The following is a 21,435-nucleotide window of genomic DNA, read 5'->3' as shown; positions in this document are numbered from 1 at the left end:
GCCACGCATCAAGTTGGCGCGACGAAGTTGCGATTACCATCACGTATCACTGTACATTTGCTAACGGCAAATGCCAATCGAGGATGGAAGTTTAATGCACGCTAAGCACGCAAGTCGCCAGCTACTTGACGGATCACCGTCTCTTCCAATCCGTTGGCGGGGCTTGCGCCGCCCTAAGGAGGACCGCCATGGCGAGCGATAAAAAAACTCATCCTGGACAAAAAGCCTCCGAGGAAACTGTAGAAGTCCCGTTGATCGATGAGAGGGAAGAGCTGGCTGCATGGCTTGGCGAAAAGGGCAATGAAGGCCACGTTGTCCGCACTAGGCTGAAAACGAGCGACCGCGTCATTGCGCGCGTGACCGACGGCATCTACCGGCAGCCCGCATCGGCACTGCGTGAACTGATTTCCAACGCTTGGGATGCCGACGCCAACCAGGTCACCGTCTTGACGGATGCGCCACGGTTTTCCCGGATTTACGTCCGGGACGATGGCGCCGGCATGTCGTACGAGACGCTATCACGGCTGGTTCATTCAATCGGCGGGAGCGCAAAACGCAGAGAAGAAGGACAAAAGCTTGGCGTTGCGTCCGAGGAAGATGCCGACCGTACACCGGGAGGGCGCCTCCTGATCGGAAAGATCGGAATCGGACTTTTCTCCGTTAGCCAGCTTGCAAGGCGCTTCCGGATCGTCACTAAAGTCCGAGGAAACGACTACCGGCTAATCGCCGAGGTTCGCATCCGTGCATATTCCGAAGATGGCGAGGACGACGCGGCTCGCGATGACGACGACAACTACGTCAGCGGGGATGTGCTGATTAGCCGCGAATATTCATCTGACTTGGCAGCCCACGGTACTGACATCATTCTGGACGAAGTGAAACCCCGCGTGCGCGACATGCTCCGCAGCGCAGACCGCTGGCAAGCACTGGACGAAAAAGAAAAGGCCGAAAAAGAGGGTGATCTAGATACCTTCTCCAGCATTCGCGTCGAGGAACCGAAATACCACACCGGATGGATCGAGCACTTTTCCCCGGGTGAGGACAAGCCTGCCGTTCTCTCCCGGCCACCCAAGTTGCCCTGGACGCCTGACTCGCCTGCGGAAGCGCGCATGGGCCTACTGATAGACGCCATCGAGAGAGAGTCCAAAGCCATCGAGCGCCCAGATCTTGCAAAAACTCTAGACACCTATCTGGAAACGCTGTGGACCTTGGCGCTTTCAGTACCTGTCGGGTATGTTGACAAGCACCCGTTCGATCTCACGGCGGAGTCCGGCATTGGGCTGTTTTGGATATCAAACGAAACGCGGGGGCAGGCCACCGAATTGACATTGAAGGGCGACCAGACTGTCCGTGATGCAGTGAAGGAACAAGTATCAGGTCATCCTGATCTTGAAGAGGGAAAAATTGCCAAAGCCGGCGACTTCCGCGTCAACATCGACGGCGTTGAATTGAAGCGGCCAATCCGATTCAAGTTCATCAAAACCTCGACCCGCGGCTTCGACAAGCCCATGCTTTTCGTTGGCCGTTTCGCGCCGAATCTCCAGAAGGTCGATCCCAGCCTACGTGGTGGTGGATTCGGACTTGAGGGCTATCTCTTTTGGAACGGGATGGTTGTACCGAAAGAAAACAACGGCGTGCTGACCCGTATCAGAGGCACAGCGGGTGCACTGTTCGATCCAACTTTTTTCAAGTACCAGGTTTCTGAACAAACACGCTTACGCCAGATCACATCTGAGCTTTTTATAACGCGCGGACTTGATGCTGCGCTGAACATCGACCGGGAATCTTTCAACTTTTCTCATCCTCATGTGCAGTTCGTTGCTATATGGCTTCACAGAGCTATCCGTCAACTCACGAACAAGCACAAGGATCTGAGCAAGCGAGCCAGGTCGGAAAAGCTGGAGAGGACTGCCGTCGCAGTACGGGACGCGGTGACGCAGCACTCCGAGACGGTCTGGAGTTCAAAGCATGGAAGTGATCCAGCGCCAGAGATCACTATTGCACCCAGCCGCAATGATGCGGAGGCTGCCCGCGCGGATGGGTACATGGCGCTTGCACGTGCTGATCTGCCCAGCCTGTCGATGACCGTGCCGACGCCCGAGCGCACTGAGCGGGATGTCAAAGCTCAGGCGCTTATGCGAGTGCTCGCGGCCTACGACGTCCTGGAAGACCGCTCGTATGACGAACAGCAGGCTCTGATCGAAGCCATTCTCAAAGTATTTTTTGCACCTTCTGGCAAATGACAGACCCCCAATTTGCGCCCGACGGCGGCGAGGAAGCCCAAGATGAAGACATTTTGGCGATATACGGGAAACAGGCCGCTGGAGTAGCCGACCTGACGCAGCTTGCCGATAGGCGGCGCGAATTCCAGCCTTGGCACCATCCAGTCAAACATATCGTGCGTGCACGCCAATGGGCAGCACTCACAAAAAAGCTGCTTCAAGCGAGGGCGCAAGGTGCTGCAAGCGTTCTGAAGTACTTTACGCTGCCGGGTGCTGATCTTCTCGACATTCGAGTTCTTGCGGGCATCTGCGAGCCAATGGGCGTGAAGATCGACTATTTTGGTTTTGATTCGGGGAGTTCGAGCGTAGAGGATGGCACGGATGCGGGAGGTGTTTCCGATCAGCCTCAAGGCGGCGCAGGCTGGATCACAGCAGAATCAGCGTTGCTTCAGGCGGGCCGCATTACGCCTGATGCAGTGATATATGCGGACCGGCTGGAAGACATCGCGCTCGCGGATTCGCACGCTGCCATGCAGCTAAGCCAACGTGCTGCTTTTGACGTCATCAATATCGATGCTTGCGACCATCTTGCGTATTGCCCCAAAGGCCGGGCACGCAACACTTTCAACGCCTTGGAAGCGTTGCTCAAGCATCAAATGGGGGCTCGGTCTCCATGGCTTCTCTTCGTTACGACCCGCGCCGAACCCAGCCTCCTGGGGCAGCCCGGCATTGCGTTCCAAGATGCCATTACGCAGAACCTTCGTATGCCAGAGAGCAATTTTGGCGCATCTCTCGCTGCGTGCCTCGATGCGGACGAAGGTAAGCTTGCGACCGAACTAGCGTCAGTCTGGGGAACGCATGATGCCCGCTTCCTTAAGCTCTATAGCGTCGGCCTGGGCAAGTTCCTACTCCAGTTTTTCCACGCGCAGCCAAACTTACCTGCAAATGTTGAACTGGCCAGCGCGTATGCCTATCGGGTGCACGGCGAGCATCCCGACATGCTTGCACTAGCATTCCGCATCACGCCCGATGCGCCGCGGGTGTTCGCGCCAAATGTCGGAGGGGCAACAGTTGTTCCGCCTCTAGAGCCCGTCCGGGCAGCATACGTAGCGGCTCAGGCGATGAAGCTCCAAGATCTTGATCACGCCTTGGAGGCCGAGCTTGACGTGCGCACCGAAGCAGTGGATGGCACCAAAGCTTTGCTTCAGTCCGCCAACTACGATATCGATGAATGGTGCAAATGGCTTGCCGGCCATGAGCGGCGGCCCATGGTCGTCACCTGAGCCCGAAAATCTAGAGAAGCGGCGCGGCGAAGGAGCGAAATGCTCCGCCATCTCAGATGGCGTCGCTATTTCTTTTGAGTTGCGGCCATGGCGGTCTTCACGGCCGCTGCGATGCTCTTGCCAAGTGGCGGAGGCACTGCATTCGACACCTGTTCGACTTGCTCCGATAAATTGCCTTCTAACACGAAGCTCTCAGGAAAACCCTGAAGCAGCATGGCTTCGTAAATGCTGAGACGACGCGTTCCGCTGGGATGAATATGGATTTCCCGGTGCCCAAACGCGACCGTAGGGCTGGCCTCATCCCATGCAAGCCGTTTGAAGCTGCGGCTATCGGCATAGTCGCCATCTGGATCGCTGAAGCGCGGAGATTTCGGCTGCATCGTCCAGTGGTTGGCGTGCACAGGAATATCCGCCGGGGTCAGTGTCCTGTCGAAGTATTTTGGAGCAGCCAGCTTGCCAATCGCTTCGCGCACTGTCTTGAGCCCCGTCTTCTTCTCAGGACGAACCTCGCCGTAGCCTTGCTTCTTGCGCATGGCTGAAAGTACGATGCGGCGCCGGTTTTGAGGCACACCAAAATCAAGCGCACAGAGCTCCTTTTCGGTCACATCAAAACCTAAGCGGTCAAGCCCGTCCACGAGCGCCTTGTAGGTTGCCGCATGCTTTTTATCGCGGATGCCAAGAACGTTTTCGAAGACCACGAACTCAACGGTGTAGGCCTTCTTCAGCCGGTCGACGATCTTCAGGTAGAGCTGAGGCAGTTCGTTCCGCGGATCGTCCGCTTGGGACGTCGTATTAGCACGGGAAAATCCTTGGCACGGCGGACCGCCGATGACGCCGATCCGGCTTCCTTCGGGCACCTTTTCGCGGACAAGCTTGTAGACCCCCAGCGGCTGCAGTTGGATGAGGTCGGCGGCGACGCTGTGCGTGCTGCTGAAATTCTTCTTATGCGTACGAACCGCAGCATCTGAAATGTCAATCGCCAGCGGAATCTGGAAGCCCTCCTGATGAAATCCCCAGTCTAGCCCTCCCGCTCCACAGAAGAGGCTGACGACCATTGGCAAATCCTCAGAAGGGTCTACATGCACTTCTGGCAGAACGGGCATTTTAGGAGCGGGTCGCTCTGTACGCGGCCTGCTCCCCCTGAGGGCAGTAGCTAGTTCCATCAGTGCCGCCTCCGGTCGTTCTTGTTCGCGTTATTCATTTCCTGTTCCGTACCGGTAGGTTCCTGCAAAAGTGGATAGCGCTCTGCAAGGTAGTGCCTGACCGCCTCTCGGACTACCCATGCAGTCGAAACGTGGCTGTCTTCAGCAATCCTCAGCAACTCGTCGTGCTGTTCAGCAGGCAAGGAAAAAGTCGTCCGGACGGATCTCCTCATATTGGCCTCAGGCTGCTATAGATGCATCACTTTACATCAAAACGATGCGCTCCAACTCGACAGGCACGTGCCGGCTTCAGGCTGAGCCTGTCTGCCGGGAAGCGCTTCACCAGCATATGGAAACAGGCGCCAGACAAGTGCAGCAGCATCGACCCAGACTTGGCGGCATTCTCGGAATGCTGCAAATCTTTGAGCGAGACGGTCCCGGTCTGGAACCGCGAAAGACGCGCTTGGCAGGCGAACCAACTCGCCTGCAAGGGCCTCGCCCGGCTCGAGGATTGGACCATCGTGCATGGCGAGAACCCGCTCAGACACATGGTTCGAAAATCAGCATCGGTGCGGAGTCATAGGCAACGCAATGGATCTTCGACATGCAGACCCCGTCGCGACCTCGGGTTGCCTAAAGTACTTGTCGCCATCTGGAGCGATAAGCGCAGCGTCGATCAGGCGTGGCTCCGGCACCCCGACAGCTCGCAGCAGTAGCCATAGGCCGCCAGCACGCTCTCACGGAAAACAGCTTGATGAAGGCGCTGCCGTAGCGTGCGGAATGCGTGCCGCCGCTCAGACTGGCTTGCATCGCTGATCTGCTCGTCAGTGGCAGCCCGCTGCGCAAATGAAAGACCACGGCCTGAATGTTCGGGATGCCATTCCGTGACGAAGACCGAAAAGATCGGTTCGTATTCCGGGCTCCACGCCAAAGAAGTAGATCAGCGGCAGCTGCCGTTCCATCGCGGTCTTGAGCCACTGGTTGCGGCTGGCGGCCGGGTCTTGTCCCGGAAGGCCTACCCTGCGCCGTCTTGGTCCAGTGCGAGCCGGGAGGCGGTCAGGTTTTGGTACTAGACTCGCCCCCCGGGCTGGAACCACGGTCCTGATGCTGAGCGAACCCGATAGGCCCGACGGCCGGCAGGTCCCCTCTGCGACGGACGCAAATAGGAAGCGCCGATTCCGTGCGACAAAGCCCTCTTTGAGAACGGCCTACGGTAGGGCGCCGCCATGTGCCCGCATCGCGGAGTCGAGACGCTGAAATGCAGCAACCTAATGTCGCTGTCGGGGTCGCTCATAAGCGGTTGCTCCTGAGCTATTTCTCTTTCACCTCTGTCGACCCGCACGGTCTCAATGCGCTTGCACAGCGCGCCATGAATGTTTTTGCCTGGAAGCTGAGAATTGTTGTGACTGCTATCTCATAGCGTCGAACAAAAAAGCCCCGCTATCTTTTCAATAGCGGGGCTTTCTAGATTGGTGCCGGAGAGATGAATCGAACACCCGACCTTCTCATTACGAATGAGCTGCTCTACCGACTGAGCTACACCGGCGAAGCCTGCGATTATAGCCAGGTTTTCAGGGCTTTTGAGCGTGGTACTGCGTCAGGCGCTCGACTTCGTTTCGCGAACCCAACATCACGCTGACGCGCTCGTGCAGCTTGGTGGGCTGCAGGTCCAGGATGCGCTGCTTGCCGTTGGTGGCGGCGCCGCCGGCCTGTTCCACCAGCCAGCTCATGGGGTTGGCCTCGTACATCAGGCGCAGCTTGCCGGCCTTCTCGGGCTCGCGCTTGTCCCAGGGGTACAGGAACACGCCGCCGCGCATCAGGATGCGGTGCACGTCGGCCACCATGCTGGCGATCCAGCGCATGTTGAAGTCCTTGCCGCGCGGGCCTTCCTTGCCGGCCAGGCATTCGTCGATGTAGCGCTTCACGGGCTCGTCCCAGTGGCGCATGTTGCTCATGTTGATCGCGAATTCCTTGGTGTCGGGCGGAATCTGGATGTCTTCCTGCGTCAGCACGAAGCTGCCCTGCTCGCGGTCGAGGGTGAACATGGCGACGCCGTTGCCCACGGTCAGCACGAGGGTGGTCTGGGGGCCGTAGATGCAGTAGCCGGCGGCCACCTGCTGGGTGCCGGCCTGGAGGAAGTCGCCCTCCTGCACGCCGGGGTGCTCGTCGGGCTTCTTGAGCACGCTGAAGATGGTGCCGATGCTGACGTTGACGTCGATGTTGCTGCTGCCGTCGAGTGGGTCGAACATGAGCAGGTACTCGCCCTGCGGATAGCGGTTGGGCACGACGTAGATGCTGTCCATCTCTTCGCTGGCCATGGCGGCGAGGTGGCCGCCCCATTCGTTGGCCTCGATCAGCACCTCGTTGGCGATGATGTCCAGCTTCTTCTGGATCTCGCCCTGCACGTTCTCGCTCTCGGCGGTGCCGAGCACGCCGCCCAGGGCGCCCTTGTTGACGGCCTGGCTGATGCTCTTGCAGGCACGGGCAACCACTTCGAGCAGCAGCCGCAGCTGGCCGGGGATGAGGCCGTCGGCGCGCTGCTGTTCGACGAGGTAGCGGGTGAGGGAAATCTTCTGTTGAGCCATGAGGGTTCTTCGGTTTCTCTTCGATGCGTTGCTTGTGTGCGGATCAGCTGCCGGCCAGGGCGCGGGTCACGACCTCGTGGGTGTCCTTGCTCAGGTCGGGCTTGGCGGCCACGCGCGCGATGGCTTCGCGCGCGGCGCTGCGGTAGGGCTCGGCGAGCTTGCTCCAGCGGTCGAGGGCGCGCGCGAGGCGGGCGGCCACCTGGGGGTTGAGTGCGTCGAGCTCGATGACGCGCTCGCTCCAGAACACGTAGCCGGCGGCGTCGGGGCGGTGGAAGGCGCCGGGGTTGGCGCTGCAGTAGCTGAAGATGACGCTGCGCGCGCGGTTGGGGTTCTTCAGCGAGAAGTCGGAGTGCTTCATGAGCTGCTTCACCAGCGGCAGGATGTCGCCGCCGCGGTCGCTGGCGCCGGCCTGCAGCGAGAACCACTTGTCGATGACCAGGGCCTCGTTCTTGAACAGGGCATGGAAGCGCGCGAGCGCCTGCGCGGCCAGGGTGTGGCCCGAGGAGACGAGGGCGTTGAGCGCGTTGAAGCGGTCGGTCATGTTGCCCGCGTCCTTGAAGCGCTGCAGGGTCTTGCCGGGCCAGACGGTGTCGCCCGACGAGCGAGCGGCCAGGCACAGGAAGTTGAGCGCCATGCCGGCCAGGGCGCGGCGGCCCGAGCTCAGCGGATCGGGGCTGTAGGCGCCGGTGTCGTGGTGCGCTTCGTAGGCCTGCTGCCAGTCGCTGAACAGGGCGGTGGCGAGCTGGGCGCGCATGGCTTCGCGCACGAGGTGCACGCGCTGCGGGTCGACCACGTCGAGCTGCTCGGCGATGTAGGTTTCCGACGGCAGGGTGAGCACCAGCTCCTTGAAGGCGGGGTCGAGCTGCGGATGGCGCAGCACGCTGCGCATGGCCTCGAGGTAGGCCTCGCCGAGCACCGGGGTGGTGTCGGTGGCCAGCGCGGCGATGCCCTGCAGCGCGGCGCGCAGGCCCAGGCGCTGGCCGGCTTCCCAGCGGTTGAAGGGATCGGGGTCGTTGGCCAGCAGGGTCAGCAGCTGGGCGTCGCTGTACTCGAAGTCGAGGATCACCGGCGCGCTGAAGCCGCGCAGGATCGAGGGCACGGGCTCGGCGTCGAGGTTGGTGAAGGTGAACTGCTCGCCGGCGCGCGACAGCACCAGGGTGCGGGTGCCGGCGCTGCCTTCGGCCTCGCCCTCGAGCTGCACGGGCAGCTCGCGGCCGCTGGCGTCGAGCAGGCCGAGGTTGAGCGGGATGACGAACGGGTCTTTGTTCGGCTGTCCCGGGGTGGGCGGGCAGCTCTGCAGCACGCTCAGGGTGTAGCTGCGGTTTGCGCTGTCGTACACGCCGCTGGCCTTCAGGCGCGGGGTGCCGGCCTGGCTGTACCAGCGCTTGAACTGGGGCAGCAGGCGCGCGAGTTCGGAGTCGGGGTTGGCATCGGCGATGGCCTGGGCGAAGTCGTCGCAGGTCACGGCCTGGCCGTCGTGGCGCTCGAAGTAGAGGGTGATGCCCTTCTCGAAGCCCTTGCGGCCCACCAGGGTCTGCATCATGCGAACGACCTCGGCACCCTTCTCGTAGATGGTGACGGTGTAGAAGTTGCTGATCTCGATGTAGCTGTCGGGCCGCACCGGGTGGGCCATGGGGCCGGCATCCTCGGGGAACTGGGCGGTGCGCAGCACGCGCACGTCTTCGATGCGCTTGACGGCGCGCGCCGAGGCGTCGGCGCACAGGTCCTGGCTGAACTCCTGGTCGCGGAAGACGGTGAGGCCTTCCTTCAGCGAGAGCTGGAACCAGTCGCGGCAGGTCACGCGGTCGCCCGACCAGTTGTGGAAGTACTCGTGGCCGACCACGCTCTCGATGTTGCCGTAGTCGGCGTCGGTGGCGGTGGCCTGGTTGGCCAGAACGTACTTCGTGTTGAAGATGTTCAGGCCCTTGTTCTCCATGGCGCCCATGTTGAAGTCGCTGGTGGCCACGATCATGAAGCGGTCGAGGTCCAGCGGCAGGCCGAAGCGGGCCTCGTCCCACAGCACCGAGTTGATCAGCGAGTTCATCGCGTGCTCGGTCTTGTCGAGGTCGCCGGCGCGCACGTACACCTGCAGCAGGTGTTCCTTGCCGCTGCGCGCCTTGATGCGCTGCTCGCGCGCCACCAGCTTGCCCGCGACCAGCGCGAACAGGTAGCTGGGCTTCTTGAAGGGGTCGACCCACTTGGCGAAGTGGCGGCCCTCGGGCAGGTCGCCGTGCTCGACCAGGTTGCCGTTCGACAGCAGCACCGGGTAGGCGGCCTTGGCGGCGCGCAGCGTGACGGTGTACATCGCCATCACGTCGGGCCGGTCGAGGAAGTAGGTGATGCGGCGGAAGCCCTCGGCCTCGCACTGCGTGAAGAAGGTGTCCTCGCTCACGAACAGGCCCATCAGCTTGGTGTTCTTGATGGGGCAGCAGGTGGTGAAGAGCTCGAGCTCGAACGAGCCTTCTTCCGCCGCGGGCAGGCCGTCGAGCACGAGCTGGTCGCCTTCCATGCGGAACGAGGCGCCCTGGCCGTTGACCAGCACGCGCGCGAGGTTGAGCTCGTCGCCGTCCAGGCGCAGCGGCTGCGCCGGCACGTCGGGGTTGCGGCGCAGGCGCATGCGGTTGAGCACGCGGGTCTTGGCCGGGTCGAGGTCGAAGGTGAGGTCGACGGTGTCGATCCAGAAGGCCGGCGGTGCGTAGTCTTCGCGGCGGATGGCGTTCGGTGCGGCTTGGGCACCGCTGAAATCAGGCAGCAACGGCATCGAGGGTCTCCAGAAAATTCGAATGGGCGAGTTCGTTGTAGTCGCGCACGGCGGCGATCACGTGGGGGCCGGCGAGTTCGGCGGCGCTGTGGGTGCTGCACACGGCCACGGCGCGCATGCCGCCACGGCGCGCGGCCTCGATGCCGAAGGGGGCGTCTTCGAACACGATGCAGCGTTCGGGCGCCACGCCGATGCGGCGCGCGGCCTCGAGAAAGATGGCGGGCGTGGGCTTACCGCTGAAGCCTTCGTCGCCGCCGACGATGGCCAGCGGCAGCGGGTCCATCTTCAGGCGCGACATGGCGAACTCGATGTTGTGGCGGTCGCCCGCGGTGCCCACGGCCACCTTCAGGCCGCGCGCGACGGCGGCCCTGGCGAAGGCGGTGAAGCCGGCGACTTCGGTGAAGTTGTCGCTGAACATCGCGCGGTAGATCTCTTCCTTCTCGTGCACCAGCGCCAGGCACTCGGCATCGGACAGCTCGCGCTCAAACAGCTCGCGCATGCACTCGGCGCCGGTGCGGCCCGTGGTGCGCGCGAGGATGTCGCTCACGTCGAGCACCAGGCCGTGGCGCGCCACGAACTCGACCCACGAGCGTGCATGCCAGGGCATGGAGTCGATCATGGTGCCGTCCATGTCGAAGATCAGGGCTTCGACCTTGCCGTTGAGGTTCATGCGGGGCTGCGCGGGTGGTTGCGGTGGTGACGAAAAGGAAGAGGCAGGATCAGACGCCCTGCTTGAGCGAGGCTTCGATGAACACGTCGAGGTCGCCGTCGAGCACCTTCTGGGTGGCCGAGATCTCGACGTTGGTGCGCAGGTCCTTGATGCGGCTGTTGTCCAGCACGTAGCTGCGGATCTGGTGGCCCCAGCCCACGTCGGTCTTGCTGTCCTCGAGCTTCTGCTGCTCTTCCTGGCGCTTGCGCATCTCGTGGTCGTACAGGCGCGAACGCAGGCGCTTCCACGCCACGTCGCGGTTGCTGTGCTGGCTGCGGCCGTCCTGGCACTGCACCACGATGCCGGTCGGGATGTGCGTGAGGCGCACGGCCGAGTCGGTCTTGTTGATGTGCTGGCCGCCCGCGCCGCTGGCACGGAAGGTGTCGGTGCGCACGTCCGCCGGGTTGATCTCGATCTCGATGGAGTCGTCGATCTCGGGGTAGACGAAGATGCTCGCGAAGCTGGTGTGACGCCCGCCCGAGGAGTCGAACGGCGACTTGCGCACGAGGCGGTGCACGCCGGTCTCGGTGCGCAGCAGGCCGAAGGCGTAGTCGCCCTCGACCTTGATGGTCGCGCTCTTGATGCCGGCAGTGTCGCCCGGGGTCTCGTCCTCGAGCTGGATCTTGAAGCCCTTGCGCTCGGCGTACTTGGTGTACTGGCGCAGCAGCATGCTGGCCCAGTCGCAGGCCTCGGTGCCGCCGGCGCCGGCCTGGATGTCGACGAAGGCGTTCAGCGGGTCGGCCGGGTTGTTGAACATCCGGCGGAACTCGAGCTGCTTGATGTCGGCTTCGAGCGTGGCGGCGTCATCGGCGATGGCCTGCAGGCCGTCGACGTCGCCTTCTTCCTTCGACATCTCGTAGAGCTCGGTGTTGTCCGACAGGCCGCTGGTGAGGCGGTCGAGCGTGACGACGACGTCGTCGAGCGACTTCTTTTCCTTGCCCAGTTCCTGGGCCTTCTTGGGGTCGTTCCAGACGTTGGGATCTTCGAGCGATGCGTTGACCGTCCTCAGACGTTCGGCTTTGGCATCGTAGTCAAAGATACCTCCGGAGATCCACCGTCCGCACGCTCAGGTCCGCAAGCGTTGCGCCGATCTGGTTGATTTGTTCTGCGTCCATGGGGTGGTCCTGACTGTGTGGGTTGGCGAGGGGAGGAGGGGCGTGCCCTCCAGGGAACCCGCCATTTTCTCACGGGTGGCGGATGACCCCATGGGGAGTGCCATTCCGGTGCCGCCCAAGGCGAAAAGCCCCCTGGGCGCGGCGCGCGCAGGGGGCCGGGAGGGCATGGAGCGGTGGCGTCAGAACGCGGGCACCAGCGCGCCCTTGAACTGGGTCTCGATGAAGCTCTTGACCTCGGGCGACTGGTAGGCCGCCACCAGGCGCTTGGCCCAGGGCTTGTCCTTGTCGGCGCGGCGCACGGCGATCAGGTTGGCGTAGGGGCCCTTGGGCGATTCCTTGATGACGGCGTCCTTGTTGAACGAGAGGCCGGCCTTCTCGGCGTAGTCGTTGTTGATGGCGGCGATCACGAGGTCGTCGAGCGAGCGCGGCAGTTGCGCGGCGTCGAGCGGCACCAGCTTGAGCTTCTTCGGGTTGGTCACCACGTCGAGCGGGGTGGCGGTGTTGTTCTTCACGGCCTCGGGCTTGAGCGTGATCAGGCCGGCCTGCTGCAGCAGCAGCAGCGCGCGGTTGCCGTTCGACGGGTCGTTCTGGATGCCGACCGCGGCGCCCTCGGGCAGCTGGTCGATGCTCTTGAGCTTCTTCGAATAGAAGCCCAGCGGCGCGGTGATGGTCAGTCCCACGGGCACGAGGTCGAAGCCGCGCGCCTTGATCTGGTTGTCGAGGAAGGGCTGGTGCTGGAAGGCATTGGCGTCGAGGTCGCCGGCCGCGAGCGCTGCATTGGGCAGTTGGTAGTCGTTGAAGACCACGACCTGGACCGTGAGGCCGTCCTTGGCGGCGACCTTCTTCACCACTTCGAAGATCTGCTCGGCGTTGCCGACCGAGATGCCGACCTTGACGGTGTTCTTGTTGTCCTGGGCCTGGGCGCCGCCGGCGATGCCGCCGAGGAGGGAAGCCGCCAGGGTGGCGGCAAGGAGGCCGCGGCGGCGAAGGATGCTGTGCATGGTTGGAGTGGCGCTGCGCGCTCGAAAAAGAAAGGCGCGAATGTGGCAGCAGGCGGGCGCGATGGGAACGAACCAATGCGCATATCCATATGGGAGCCCTTGCTCGCTTTATGGTGTATGTGGTTGAACGTCGGCGCCTCTTTATGTGATTTCAGGAATAAGCATCGCCCGATTTGTTCGTTCCCTTTCGATGCCTTTCTTTTCATACTCGGCACCTTTTTGCGAATCCGTGGCCGATGGTTTTTCCTGGCGGCCGCACGCATCCGTTCCTTGGTTCCCCCAGACATGAGCAACCCATCGTCCGACCCGGCCCGCGGCAGCGCGGAACCGGTCATCCGCCTCCAGTCGGTGCAGAAGTCCTTCGCGCTGCCCAGCGGCGAGGTCTTCGACGCCGTGCAATCGCTGTCGCTCGACATCCAGCAGGGCGACGTGTTCGGCCTGATCGGCAAGAGCGGCGCCGGCAAGTCGACCCTTCTGCGCCTGATCAACCTGCTCGAGCGGCCCGACGCGGGCCGCGTGCTGGTCGGCGGGCGCGACCTCACGACGCTGTCGCGCCGCGAGCTTCGCGACACGCGCCAGAACATCGGCATGATCTTCCAGCAGTTCAACCTGCTGCAGAACGCCACGGTGTTCGACAACGTGGCCTTCCCGCTGAAGATCCACGGCCGCCATTCGCGCGCCGAGATCGATGCCCGCGTGCGCGAATGCCTGGAACTGGTGGGCCTGTCGGAAAAGATCGACACCTACCCGGCCCAGCTCTCGGGCGGCCAGAAGCAGCGCGTGGCGATCGCCCGCGCGCTGGCGCCGCGCCCGCAGGTACTGCTGTGCGACGAACCGACCTCGGCGCTCGACAGCGAGACCACGCGCTCGCTGCTCGAGACCCTGCGCGACATCAACCAGAAGATCGGCGTGACCATCGTGATCGTGACGCACGAGCTGTCGGTGGTCGAGGTGCTGTGCCGCAACGTGGCGATCCTCGAGAAGGGCCGGCTGGTCGAGCAGTTCGAGGTCGACGCCGCGCCGAGCGAGGCGCGCAAGACCGCGCTGGGCCGCGAGATCGACGAGCTGGTGCGGCGCCGCGAGCGCGATGCACGCGAAGCGCGCGAGGCTGGCGAAGCCGCCTCGGCCAGCGCCCCGGTTGCCACGCAACGCAGCGCGCTGGAGGTGGCCTATGTTTGAGAACATCGCCCCCATCCTTCCCGAGCTCTGGGTCGCGACCGGCCAGACCTTCATGATGCTGGCCATCGGCCTGTCGGCCGCGGTGCTGATCGGCGGGCCGCTGGGCATCCTGCTGTTCCTGCTCGGCCCGGGCCAGTCGCTCGCCAACCGGCCCGCGTTCCTGATCCTGAACTGGCTCGTGAACACGGTGCGCTCCTTCCCCTTCATCATCCTGCTGGTGGCGCTGGTGCCGTTCACGCGCATCATCGCGGGCACCTCGATCGGGCCGCTGGCCGCGGCGGTGCCGCTGTCCTTCGCGGCCATTCCCTATTTCGCGCGGCTGGTCGACCAGTGCCTGCGCGAGGTGCCGCGCGGCGTGATCGAGGCCGCCCACGCGATGGGCGCTTCGGAGCTGCAGATCGTCTGGCGCGTGCTGGTGGTCGAGGCCCGCTCGGGCCTGGTGCTGGCGCTCACGGTGCTCGCGGTGAGCTTCCTCTCCTACTCGGCGATCGCCGGCGTGGTGGGCGGCGGCGGCATCGGCGACCTGGCCATCCGCTACGGCTACTACCGCTTCCAGACCGACGTGATGGTGCTCACCGTGGCGCTGCTCGTGGTGCTGGTACAGATCCTGCAATTCGTCGGCAACACCGCGGCGCGCAGGCTCGACAAGCGTTGATTCGTTTCTTCTCCCGTTCCCTTTCTCTTTCTTTCCTGCAAAGCCTTCCGTCATGACCACCGCACTGCTGCGCCGTTCCGTCCTCGCCCTGTCCCTCGCCGCGCTGTCGCTCGGCGGCCTCTCGCTGCCGGCGCAGGCGCAGGACGCCAAGAAGAACCTCACGATCGGCGGCACCGCCGGCTCGAACATCGACCAGCTCAAGCAAGGCATCGTGCCGATCCTCGAGAAGAAGGGCTACAAGGTGAAGCTGGTCGAATTCAACGATTACGTGCAGCCCAACCTGGCGCTGGCCCAGGGCTCGCTCGACGCCAACTTCTTCCAGCACCAGGTCTACCTGAAGAAATTCGCGGCCGACCAGAAGCTGGACCTGGCCGAACTGGTGCAGGGCCCGATTGCGCCGCTGGGCGTGTACTCGACCAAGCGCAAGACGCTGGCCGACCTGAAGGAAGGCGACCGCGTGACGCTGCCGAACGACCCGAGCAACCTGGCGCGCGCGCTGGTGCTGCTGGAGCAGAACAAGCTGATCACGATCAAGCAGGGCGTCGATCCGCTGCGCGCTTCCGAGAAGGACGTGGCCGACAACCCCAAGAAGCTGAAGTTCATTCCGCTCGAGGCCGCACAATTGCCGCGCTCGCTCGGCGACACCGAGTACGCGATCATCAACGGCAACTTCGCGATCTCCTCGGGCCTGAAGCTCACCGAAGCGGTGGTGCTCGAGAAGACGCCCGACTACTACCTGAATGTCGTGGCCGTGAAGACCGCGGACAAGAACACCGCCTGGGCCAAGGACCTCGTGGAGGCCTACCACTCGAAGGAGTTCAAGGCGGTGGTCGACACGAAGTTCCAGGGCTACGCGAAGCCCAGCTTCCTGCAATAAACCAACCATTTTCCTGAGAGGGACCTTCCCATGCCCGTGCTGGCCGTGTTCGATGCGCAAGCGAGCTGGAGCGACACCCATGTGTGCGACGGCTGGATCACCGACCGGCTGGCCGCGCAGGGCGTGCGATGGGGGCGCGAGGACGCCCCCGCGCCGCTCGCGGGCGAGGAGGTTCGCGTGCTCGGGCAGGCCGGCTTGTTCTACGTGCCCGAGGGCGAGGGCTATCTGGGTCTGCTGCTCGAGGCCGGCGAATGGGTCGCGCTGCCGGTGGGGCGGGCCCGGGTGTTCTTCGACGACGGCGAGGGCGCGGACGATGCGCTGCCGCATGCGGCGCTGCCGGGCTTCGAGGCCTTCGTCGAAGAGGTGCTGTCGCTGACGGGGAACGACGCCGACGAGGGCTGAGGCCCGCCGCCGCCGCTCCCCCGGGCGGCATTTCCCTTTCTTCTTTCTAAGCCGCCAGGCGCTGAGCCGTCCGTCCTTCGGGCCGCGCCAGCCCGAGGTGATCGCGCAGGGTGCGCCCCTCGTACTCGGTGCGGAACAGCCCGCGCTTCTGCAGGATCGGCACCACCCCGTCGACGAAATGTTCGAGCCCGTGCGGCAGCGCATCGGGCATCAGGTTGAAGCCGTCGGCCGCGCCGCCCTTGAACCAGTGCTCGATGTCGTCGGCGATCTGCTCGGGCGTGCCCACGATCACGCGGTGGCCGCCGCCGCCCGCGAGCTCGCGGATCAGCTGGCGCACCGTGTAGCCGTGGGTGCGGCCCGCCGCCACCACCGCGTTGAAGAAGGTGTGGTTGCCGTTGCCATTGCCGGGCAGCGGCAGGTTCTCGGGCAGGCGCTCGTCGAGCTTGAGACGATCGGGCGTGATGCCCAGCGTGCCCGCGATGCGCGTGAGGCTGTAGTCCCAGGGGATCAGGTCGACCAGCTCGTCGCGGCGGCGCAGCGCCTCGGCCTCGGTGCCGCCGACGATGGTGGTGAGGCCCGCGAGCACCTTCACCGCGTCGGGGCCGCGGCCCAGTTCGGCCGCGCGGGTCTTGAGGGCGCGCGCATAGGCCAGCGATTCCTCGAAGGACTGCGAGGCCGAGAACACGGCCTCGGCATGGCGCGAGGCGAGCTCGCGCCCGTCGGCCGAGGCGCCGGCCTGTACCAGCACCGGATGGCCTTGCGGCGCGCGCGGCAGGTTCAGCGGGCCCTGCACCGCGAAGTGCTCGCCGCGGTGCGCGATGGCGTGCACCTTGGTGGCGTCGACGAAGCTGCCCGTGGCCTTGTCGCCCACGAAGGCGCCGTCTTCCCAGCTGTCCCACAGCGCCTTCACGATGTCGGCGAACTCCGAGGCGCGCGCGTAGCGCTTCGCATGGTCGGGCGTGGCCTCGAGGCCGAAGTTGCGCGCCGAGGGCAGGTCGGCCGTGGTCACCATGTTCCAGCCCGCGCGGCCATTGCTCACGTGGTCGAGCGTGGAGAAGCGGCGCGCGATGTTGTAGGGCTCGTTGTAGCTGGTCGAGGCGGTGGCGATCAGCCCGATGTGGGTGGTGGCGGCGGCCACGCAGGCCAGCAGGATGGTGGGCTCGAGGGCGGTGATCGGGCGGAAGTGGATCTGGTCGACGATGGCCGCGTTGTCGGCCAGGAAGATCGCGTCGAGCTTGCCCGCTTCCGCGATCTGCGCGGTGCGGATGTAGTGCCGGATGTCGGCGAAGGCCCAGGGGTCGGCCTCGGGCAGGCGCCAGGCTGAGGGCACGAAGCCCGAGTGCAGGATGTTGACGTTCAGGTGCAGCCGCCGGGGAGGCGCGCCGCGGGTGGCGGAGCCGCTCATCGGGCGATCACTTCGAGAAGTAGTCGGGCAGGCGGTAGCCGGCCCACACGGGATTGGCGAGGAAGACGCGCTGGAACTCGGCCGACTGGTAGGCCGCGACGATGTCCTTCGCGAACTTCGCGTTCTCGTTGCCGCGCTTGACCGCCACCACGTTGACGTAGGGCAGGGTCATGTCCTCGAGCTTGAGCGCCTCGGTGAGCTTGAGGCCCGAGGCGACGGCGAAGTTGCCCTGCACGGCCGCGAGGTCGGCGTCGGCCAGCGAGCGCGGTGCCTGGGCGGCATCGAGCGGCACCAGCTTCAGGCGCTTGGGATTGCTCGCGATGTCGCGCTCGGACACGCTCAGCGGGTTCACGCCGGCCTTGAGCTGCACCCAGCCGATGGCCGCGAGGATGTTGAGCGCGCGCGCCGCGTTCACCGGGTCGGCCGGCAGCGTGACGGTGGCGCCATCGGGCACGCTGGCCAGCGACTTGTGGCGCTGCGAATAGAGGCCCATCGGCGGCGTCGGCACGTGGACGATCGGCACCAGGTCGAAGTTCTGCTGCTGGTTGGTGGCGTTGAGGTAGAGCGTGTGCTGGAAGATGTTGGCGTCGATCTGGCCGCGCTCGACCGCGTCGTTGGGCTGCACGCCCTGGCTGAACTCGACGTACTTGACGGTGTAGCCGAGCTTGGCGAGCTGGGGCTCGATGCCCCTGGTGAAGGCGTCGCGGTACGGGCCCGGCATGAAGCCGACGCGCAGGTCGGCGGCCTGGGCCGCGCTGGCGAGGCCCAGTGCGAGGGCGAGGCCGCCGGCCAGGGCCAGGCGGCGGGAAAGGGCGAGAGGGCGCATGAGAGAGGGGCTCCAGAACTGAACCGGGCACTCTAGGAGTCGCTGCCGCGCGCGCGAACGAATATTCGTAAGCTTGCATATGCGGACAGCGGCCATAGGATCGCTGGCATGACCCAACACATCGGAATCGTGGGCTGTTCCGCCGAAGGCGCGGCCCTTTGCTACAAGACCATCTGCGTGGAGGGCGCCGCGCTGCTCGGGCCCCATGCGCACCCCCAGGTGTCGATGTACACGCCCTCGCTCGCGGACTACGTGCGCTGCCTCGATGCGGGCGACGTGGCCGGCGTGGGCGAGCTGATGCTCGCTTCGGCGCGCAAGCTGCAGGCCGCGGGTGCCGACTTCCTGATCTGCCCCGACAACACGATCCACCAGGCCTTCGAGTACGTGGCGCCGCGTTCGCCGCTGCCCTGGCTGCACATCGCCGAGGTCGCAGCCGACGAGGCCGTGCGGCGCGGCTTCCGGCGCATCGGCATCACGGGCACGCGCTGGCTGGTCGACAGCGAGGTCTATCCGTCCAGGTTCGCGGCGCGCGGCCTCGAGTACCGCCGGCCGAACGCGCGCGAGCGCGACGAGACCGGGCGCGTGATCATGGACGAGCTGGTCAACGGCATCTTCAGCCCCGAGGGCGTGGCGAGCTTCCAGCGCGTGATCGCGCGCATGAAGGTAGAGGAGGGCTGCGACGCGGTGGTGCTGGGCTGCACCGAGATCCCGCTGATCATCAGCGATGCGAACTCGGCGCTGCCGACGCTCGATTCGACGCGGCTGCTGGCGCGCGCGGCGCTGCGGCGGGCGGTGAATCGCGAAGGTTGAGTGCCCACTACCGTTCGGCCTGAGCTTGTCGAAGGCGGGGCGCGGGCTTCGACAGGCTCAGCCTGAACGGATTCGTTCAATCCGCGAGGAAATCCTCGATCAGCTTCGCCACCCGCTGCGGCTGGTCGTGGTGCAGCATGTGGCCGGCATCGGCCAACTGCTCGATGCGTACCGAGGGCACCGAGGCCAGGCGCTGGTGGAATTCCTCGAGCGTGTAGCGGTTCTTCCACCAGCCCTGGAGGCTGTCGTCGGCCGCCTCGATCATCAGCGTGGGCGCGGCAATGCGCGCATAGAGGGCGCGCACCTCGTCGACGCGGAAGATGTTGGCGTTGACGACCTTGTGCGCGGCCTCGCCGAGGATCTGCCAGCGCGCGCTGCCATCGGGCTGCGCGCGGCTGGCCGACCAGTGGCTCGCGAGCCAGTCGGCCTTGTCCTGCGACAGACGCGGATTGGTCTTCATGAGCCGGCGCGCCACGCCGTCGACGGCCGAGTAGCCCGCGAGTTCTAGTTCGCCGCGGTGCAGCCGCTTGAGCTCGTCGATCCACTGGCCGTAGCGCGCGGGCGCTTCCTCGGGCTGGCGCGAGGGCATGCCGAAGCCCTCGAGATTGACCAGCCGCCGAATGCGCTCGGGCCGCACGCCCGCGTAGTGCATGACGACGTTGCCGCCCATGCTGTGGCCCACGAGGTCGACCGGGCGCGCGGCCTCGCCTTCGCCCGCGTAGTGGTCGAGCAGCCATTCGAGGTCGGCCAGGTAGTCGGGCAGCCAGTAGTTGTCGACCCCGCCGCCGTCGGTGAGGCCGAAGCCGCGCCAGTCGGGCGCGACGATGAAGCGTTCCTCGGCCAGCGCGTCGACCACGAACTGCCAGGAGGCGGCCACGTCCATCCAGCCGTGCACCAGCACCAGCGGCGGCCGCTCGGCCGAGGGCTGGCCCCAGAGGCGCACGTGGTAGCGGAGGTTGCGCACGGGCACGAATTCGCTGCGCGAGGGACGGAGGGCGTGGTACATGGCTCCGATGATAAGGAGCCGGGTCGAAGCGCACAGTCCGCCAGACGACAGTGGCGTGACGGCCGCGCCGCTCGGGTTTGGCGCCACCGCCAGCGCGCCGCGGAGCCCGGCGGTACATTTCCGCGCATGCAAAAAATCAGACTCGGTCAGAGCGACCTTCACGTCACGCCCATCTGCCTCGGCACCATGACCTTCGGCGAGCAGGTCGACGAGCCCACGGCCCATGCCATCCTGGCGCGCTCGCTCGAGCGCGGCGTCGACTTCATCGACACGGCCGAGATGTACTCGGTGCCCACGCGCCAGGAGACCTACGGCGCGACCGAGACCATCATCGGCAACTGGTTCGCGGCCAACCCCGGCGCGCGCCAGAAATTGACGCTGGCGAGCAAGGTCGCGGGCCCGCTGCGCAACACGCCCTGGGTGCGCGAAGGCGTGGGCATGACGGGCGCGGACATCGTGGCCTCGTGCGAGGCGAGCCTCAAGCGGCTGCAGACGGACGTGATCGACCTCTACCAGATCCACTGGCCCGAGCGCCATGTGCCGGCCTTCGGCAACATCTACTACGACCCGGCCAAGGAGGTCTCGCAGACCCCGATCCGCGAACAGCTCGAGGCGCTGGCCGGGCTGGTGAAGGCCGGGAAGATCCGCGCCATCGGCCTGTCGAACGAGACGCCCTACGGCGTGCACGAGTTCGTGCGCCTGGCCGAGGAACACGGCCTGCCGCGCGTGGCGACGGTGCAGAACGTCTACAACCTCGCGAGCCGCGGCGCCGAGAACGGCCTCGACGAAACCATGCACCGGCTCGGCGTGTCGCTGCTGGCCTATTCGCCGCTGGCCTACGGCCTGCTGACCGGCAAGTACGACAAGAGCGGCATCACCGGCCCGGACGCGCCGCAGGAAGCGCGCATCACGCGCTACGAATCGGTGCGCAAGCTGCGCTGGGGCCGGCCCGACGCGCTCAAGGCCGCGCGCCGCTACAACCAGCTCGCGCTCGACAACGGCCTGACGCCGGTGAAGCTCGCGCTGGCCTTCTGCTACACCAAGTGGCAGGTGGCGAGCACCATCATCGGCGTTCGCACGGTGGAGCAACTCGACGAGGACATCGATGCCTGGGGCACGACGCTGTCGCCCGAACTGCTGGCGCAGATCGACGCGATCCGCTGGGAGATCCGCGACCCTGCGGCCTGATCTTCTCGCTCAGCGCGCGCATTCGCCGCGCGCGGCCGCCAGGGCGAGCGCGGGCAGGCTCAGCAAGCCCATGTCACCGCCCTTGAACTGGCCCTTCATGCAGTCGCCGTGCGCGGCGCCCGACAGGCCCGCGCTCAGGCGGCTGTCGAGCGCGGCGCGCGTGCCGGCCGGGTTCAGTGCCTGGTTGGCGCGTTCGGCGAACGAGGGCGCGCGATCGCTGTCGCGCAGGGCGCGGCGCGTGGCTTCGGAATTCAGGATCAGCGGGGCGG

Annotated in this window: 18 protein-coding genes, 1 tRNA gene and 1 pseudogene; 8 read left to right on the top strand and 12 right to left on the bottom strand. The window is 65.1% G+C overall.

What is annotated here, in order from left to right:
- Positions 1-188: 188 nt before the first annotated feature.
- Together AC27VN_RS04845 and AC27VN_RS04840 are read left to right on the top strand one after the other, a co-directional pair.
- Entirely contained in the window at positions 189-2,243 is a 2,055-nt protein-coding gene (locus AC27VN_RS04845) for an ATP-binding protein (RefSeq protein ID WP_490875819.1), read from the top strand.
- Complete coding sequence (locus AC27VN_RS04840; RefSeq protein ID WP_490875818.1) at positions 2,240-3,505, top strand: PP_RS20740 family protein; 1,266 nt, start codon at positions 2,240-2,242, stop codon at positions 3,503-3,505. Before AC27VN_RS04845 ends, AC27VN_RS04840 begins: the two co-directional genes overlap by 4 nt.
- Positions 3,506-3,570: 65 nt before the next feature.
- Here the strand turns inward: AC27VN_RS04840 and AC27VN_RS04835 are convergent, their stop codons facing one another.
- The 8 genes from AC27VN_RS04835 to AC27VN_RS04800 all read right to left on the bottom strand — a co-directional run bounded on the left by AC27VN_RS04835 (position 3,571) and on the right by AC27VN_RS04800 (position 12,818).
- Positions 3,571-4,560, bottom strand: a complete 990-nt coding sequence (locus AC27VN_RS04835) for a DNA cytosine methyltransferase (RefSeq protein WP_490875817.1) — start codon at positions 4,558-4,560, stop codon at positions 3,571-3,573.
- Positions 4,561-4,667: 107 nt separating this feature from the next.
- Positions 4,668-4,880: a ribbon-helix-helix domain-containing protein gene (locus tag AC27VN_RS04830; RefSeq protein ID WP_490875816.1), complete on the bottom strand. Its 213-nt coding sequence runs from the start codon at positions 4,878-4,880 to the stop codon at positions 4,668-4,670.
- 1,237 nt (positions 4,881-6,117) lie between these two features.
- A tRNA-Thr gene (locus AC27VN_RS04825) sits at positions 6,118-6,193 on the bottom strand.
- 25 nt (positions 6,194-6,218) lie between these two features.
- Positions 6,219-7,232 (bottom strand): class 1 fructose-bisphosphatase, encoded by a 1,014-nt coding sequence (locus AC27VN_RS04820; RefSeq protein ID WP_093340257.1) that lies wholly within the window; start codon positions 7,230-7,232, stop codon positions 6,219-6,221.
- Between the two features lie 43 nt (positions 7,233-7,275).
- The gene (gene pepN, locus AC27VN_RS04815; protein WP_490875815.1) at positions 7,276-9,993 is read right to left on the bottom strand and encodes an aminopeptidase N; all 2,718 of its coding nucleotides are present in this window, start codon (positions 9,991-9,993) and stop codon (positions 7,276-7,278) included.
- Entirely contained in the window at positions 9,977-10,663 is a 687-nt protein-coding gene (locus tag AC27VN_RS04810) for an HAD family hydrolase (protein ID WP_296777737.1), read from the bottom strand. Before AC27VN_RS04810 ends, pepN begins: the two co-directional genes overlap by 17 nt.
- Positions 10,664-10,712: 49 nt before the next feature.
- A protein-coding gene (gene prfB, locus AC27VN_RS04805; RefSeq protein ID WP_143129059.1) for a peptide chain release factor 2 occupies positions 10,713-11,817 on the bottom strand; the annotation gives its coding sequence in 2 pieces (ribosomal slippage) (positions 10,713-11,735 and positions 11,737-11,817; 1,104 coding nt in all).
- 179 nt (positions 11,818-11,996) lie between these two features.
- Positions 11,997-12,818, bottom strand: a complete 822-nt coding sequence (locus AC27VN_RS04800) for a MetQ/NlpA family ABC transporter substrate-binding protein (protein ID WP_093340251.1) — start codon at positions 12,816-12,818, stop codon at positions 11,997-11,999.
- Positions 12,819-13,103: 285 nt separating this feature from the next.
- Here AC27VN_RS04800 and AC27VN_RS04795 point away from each other — a divergent pair, with 285 nt between their 5' ends.
- Genes AC27VN_RS04795 through AC27VN_RS04780 form a run of 4 tightly spaced genes read left to right on the top strand, consistent with a single transcriptional unit; the run spans position 13,104 to position 15,931 of the window.
- Positions 13,104-13,997, top strand: a complete 894-nt coding sequence (locus AC27VN_RS04795; RefSeq protein ID WP_093340249.1) for a methionine ABC transporter ATP-binding protein — start codon at positions 13,104-13,106, stop codon at positions 13,995-13,997.
- A complete protein-coding gene (locus tag AC27VN_RS04790) occupies positions 13,990-14,652 on the top strand; it encodes a methionine ABC transporter permease (RefSeq protein WP_093340247.1) in 663 nt (220 codons plus the stop codon). Before AC27VN_RS04795 ends, AC27VN_RS04790 begins: the two co-directional genes overlap by 8 nt.
- 52 nt (positions 14,653-14,704) lie before the next feature.
- Positions 14,705-15,529 (top strand): MetQ/NlpA family ABC transporter substrate-binding protein, encoded by an 825-nt coding sequence (locus tag AC27VN_RS04785; RefSeq protein WP_093340246.1) that lies wholly within the window; start codon positions 14,705-14,707, stop codon positions 15,527-15,529.
- A 30-nt stretch (positions 15,530-15,559) separates the two neighbouring features.
- Complete coding sequence (locus AC27VN_RS04780; RefSeq protein WP_057594907.1) at positions 15,560-15,931, top strand: hypothetical protein; 372 nt, start codon at positions 15,560-15,562, stop codon at positions 15,929-15,931.
- A gap of 46 nt (positions 15,932-15,977) precedes the next feature.
- On the opposite strand, the gene AC27VN_RS04775 is transcribed toward AC27VN_RS04780, so the two are convergent.
- Positions 15,978-17,336 (bottom strand): LLM class flavin-dependent oxidoreductase, encoded by a 1,359-nt coding sequence (locus AC27VN_RS04775; RefSeq protein ID WP_490875814.1) that lies wholly within the window; start codon positions 17,334-17,336, stop codon positions 15,978-15,980.
- A gap of 7 nt (positions 17,337-17,343) precedes the next feature.
- Positions 17,344-18,162, bottom strand: a complete 819-nt coding sequence (locus tag AC27VN_RS04770) for a MetQ/NlpA family ABC transporter substrate-binding protein (protein ID WP_490875813.1) — start codon at positions 18,160-18,162, stop codon at positions 17,344-17,346.
- A 108-nt stretch (positions 18,163-18,270) separates the two neighbouring features.
- Here AC27VN_RS04770 and AC27VN_RS04765 point away from each other — a divergent pair, with 108 nt between their 5' ends.
- Positions 18,271-18,972: an aspartate/glutamate racemase family protein gene (locus AC27VN_RS04765; protein WP_490875812.1), complete on the top strand. Its 702-nt coding sequence runs from the start codon at positions 18,271-18,273 to the stop codon at positions 18,970-18,972.
- A 76-nt stretch (positions 18,973-19,048) separates the two neighbouring features.
- On the opposite strand, the gene AC27VN_RS04760 is transcribed toward AC27VN_RS04765, so the two are convergent.
- On the bottom strand, positions 19,049-19,978 hold the full coding sequence (locus tag AC27VN_RS04760; protein WP_490875811.1) for an alpha/beta fold hydrolase: 930 nt from the start codon (positions 19,976-19,978) through the stop codon (positions 19,049-19,051).
- Positions 19,979-20,104: 126 nt separating this feature from the next.
- On the opposite strand from AC27VN_RS04760, the gene AC27VN_RS04755 reads away from it, so the two are divergent.
- On the top strand, positions 20,105-21,166 hold the full coding sequence (locus tag AC27VN_RS04755) for an aldo/keto reductase (RefSeq protein ID WP_490875810.1): 1,062 nt from the start codon (positions 20,105-20,107) through the stop codon (positions 21,164-21,166).
- Positions 21,167-21,175: 9 nt separating this feature from the next.
- On the opposite strand, the pseudogene AC27VN_RS04750 reads toward AC27VN_RS04755, so the two are convergent.
- Positions 21,176-21,435, bottom strand: a pseudogene (locus AC27VN_RS04750) (hypothetical protein); the annotation flags it as partial.

The sequence above is a fragment of the Variovorax sp. 20P10.2.4 genome (assembly GCF_058244205.1).
Note: the sequence above shows the minus strand (reverse complement) of the source record. Positions and strands in the feature narration are given on the sequence as shown.

Coding starts and splice junctions, on each gene's coding strand:
- AC27VN_RS04845 (WP_490875819.1), top strand. CDS start 189: ATGGCGAGCGATAAAAAAACTCATCCTGGACAAAAAGCCTCCGAGGAA.
- AC27VN_RS04840 (WP_490875818.1), top strand. CDS start 2,240: ATGACAGACCCCCAATTTGCGCCCGACGGCGGCGAGGAAGCCCAAGAT.
- AC27VN_RS04835 (WP_490875817.1), bottom strand. CDS start 4,560: ATGGTCGTCAGCCTCTTCTGTGGAGCGGGAGGGCTAGACTGGGGATTT.
- AC27VN_RS04830 (WP_490875816.1), bottom strand. CDS start 4,880: ATGAGGAGATCCGTCCGGACGACTTTTTCCTTGCCTGCTGAACAGCAC.
- AC27VN_RS04820 (WP_093340257.1), bottom strand. CDS start 7,232: ATGGCTCAACAGAAGATTTCCCTCACCCGCTACCTCGTCGAACAGCAG.
- pepN (WP_490875815.1), bottom strand. CDS start 9,993: ATGCCGTTGCTGCCTGATTTCAGCGGTGCCCAAGCCGCACCGAACGCC.
- AC27VN_RS04810 (WP_296777737.1), bottom strand. CDS start 10,663: ATGAACCTCAACGGCAAGGTCGAAGCCCTGATCTTCGACATGGACGGC.
- AC27VN_RS04800 (WP_093340251.1), bottom strand. CDS start 12,818: ATGCACAGCATCCTTCGCCGCCGCGGCCTCCTTGCCGCCACCCTGGCG.
- AC27VN_RS04795 (WP_093340249.1), top strand. CDS start 13,104: ATGAGCAACCCATCGTCCGACCCGGCCCGCGGCAGCGCGGAACCGGTC.
- AC27VN_RS04790 (WP_093340247.1), top strand. CDS start 13,990: ATGTTTGAGAACATCGCCCCCATCCTTCCCGAGCTCTGGGTCGCGACC.
- AC27VN_RS04785 (WP_093340246.1), top strand. CDS start 14,705: ATGACCACCGCACTGCTGCGCCGTTCCGTCCTCGCCCTGTCCCTCGCC.
- AC27VN_RS04780 (WP_057594907.1), top strand. CDS start 15,560: ATGCCCGTGCTGGCCGTGTTCGATGCGCAAGCGAGCTGGAGCGACACC.
- AC27VN_RS04775 (WP_490875814.1), bottom strand. CDS start 17,336: ATGAGCGGCTCCGCCACCCGCGGCGCGCCTCCCCGGCGGCTGCACCTG.
- AC27VN_RS04770 (WP_490875813.1), bottom strand. CDS start 18,162: ATGCGCCCTCTCGCCCTTTCCCGCCGCCTGGCCCTGGCCGGCGGCCTC.
- AC27VN_RS04765 (WP_490875812.1), top strand. CDS start 18,271: ATGACCCAACACATCGGAATCGTGGGCTGTTCCGCCGAAGGCGCGGCC.
- AC27VN_RS04760 (WP_490875811.1), bottom strand. CDS start 19,978: ATGTACCACGCCCTCCGTCCCTCGCGCAGCGAATTCGTGCCCGTGCGC.
- AC27VN_RS04755 (WP_490875810.1), top strand. CDS start 20,105: ATGCAAAAAATCAGACTCGGTCAGAGCGACCTTCACGTCACGCCCATC.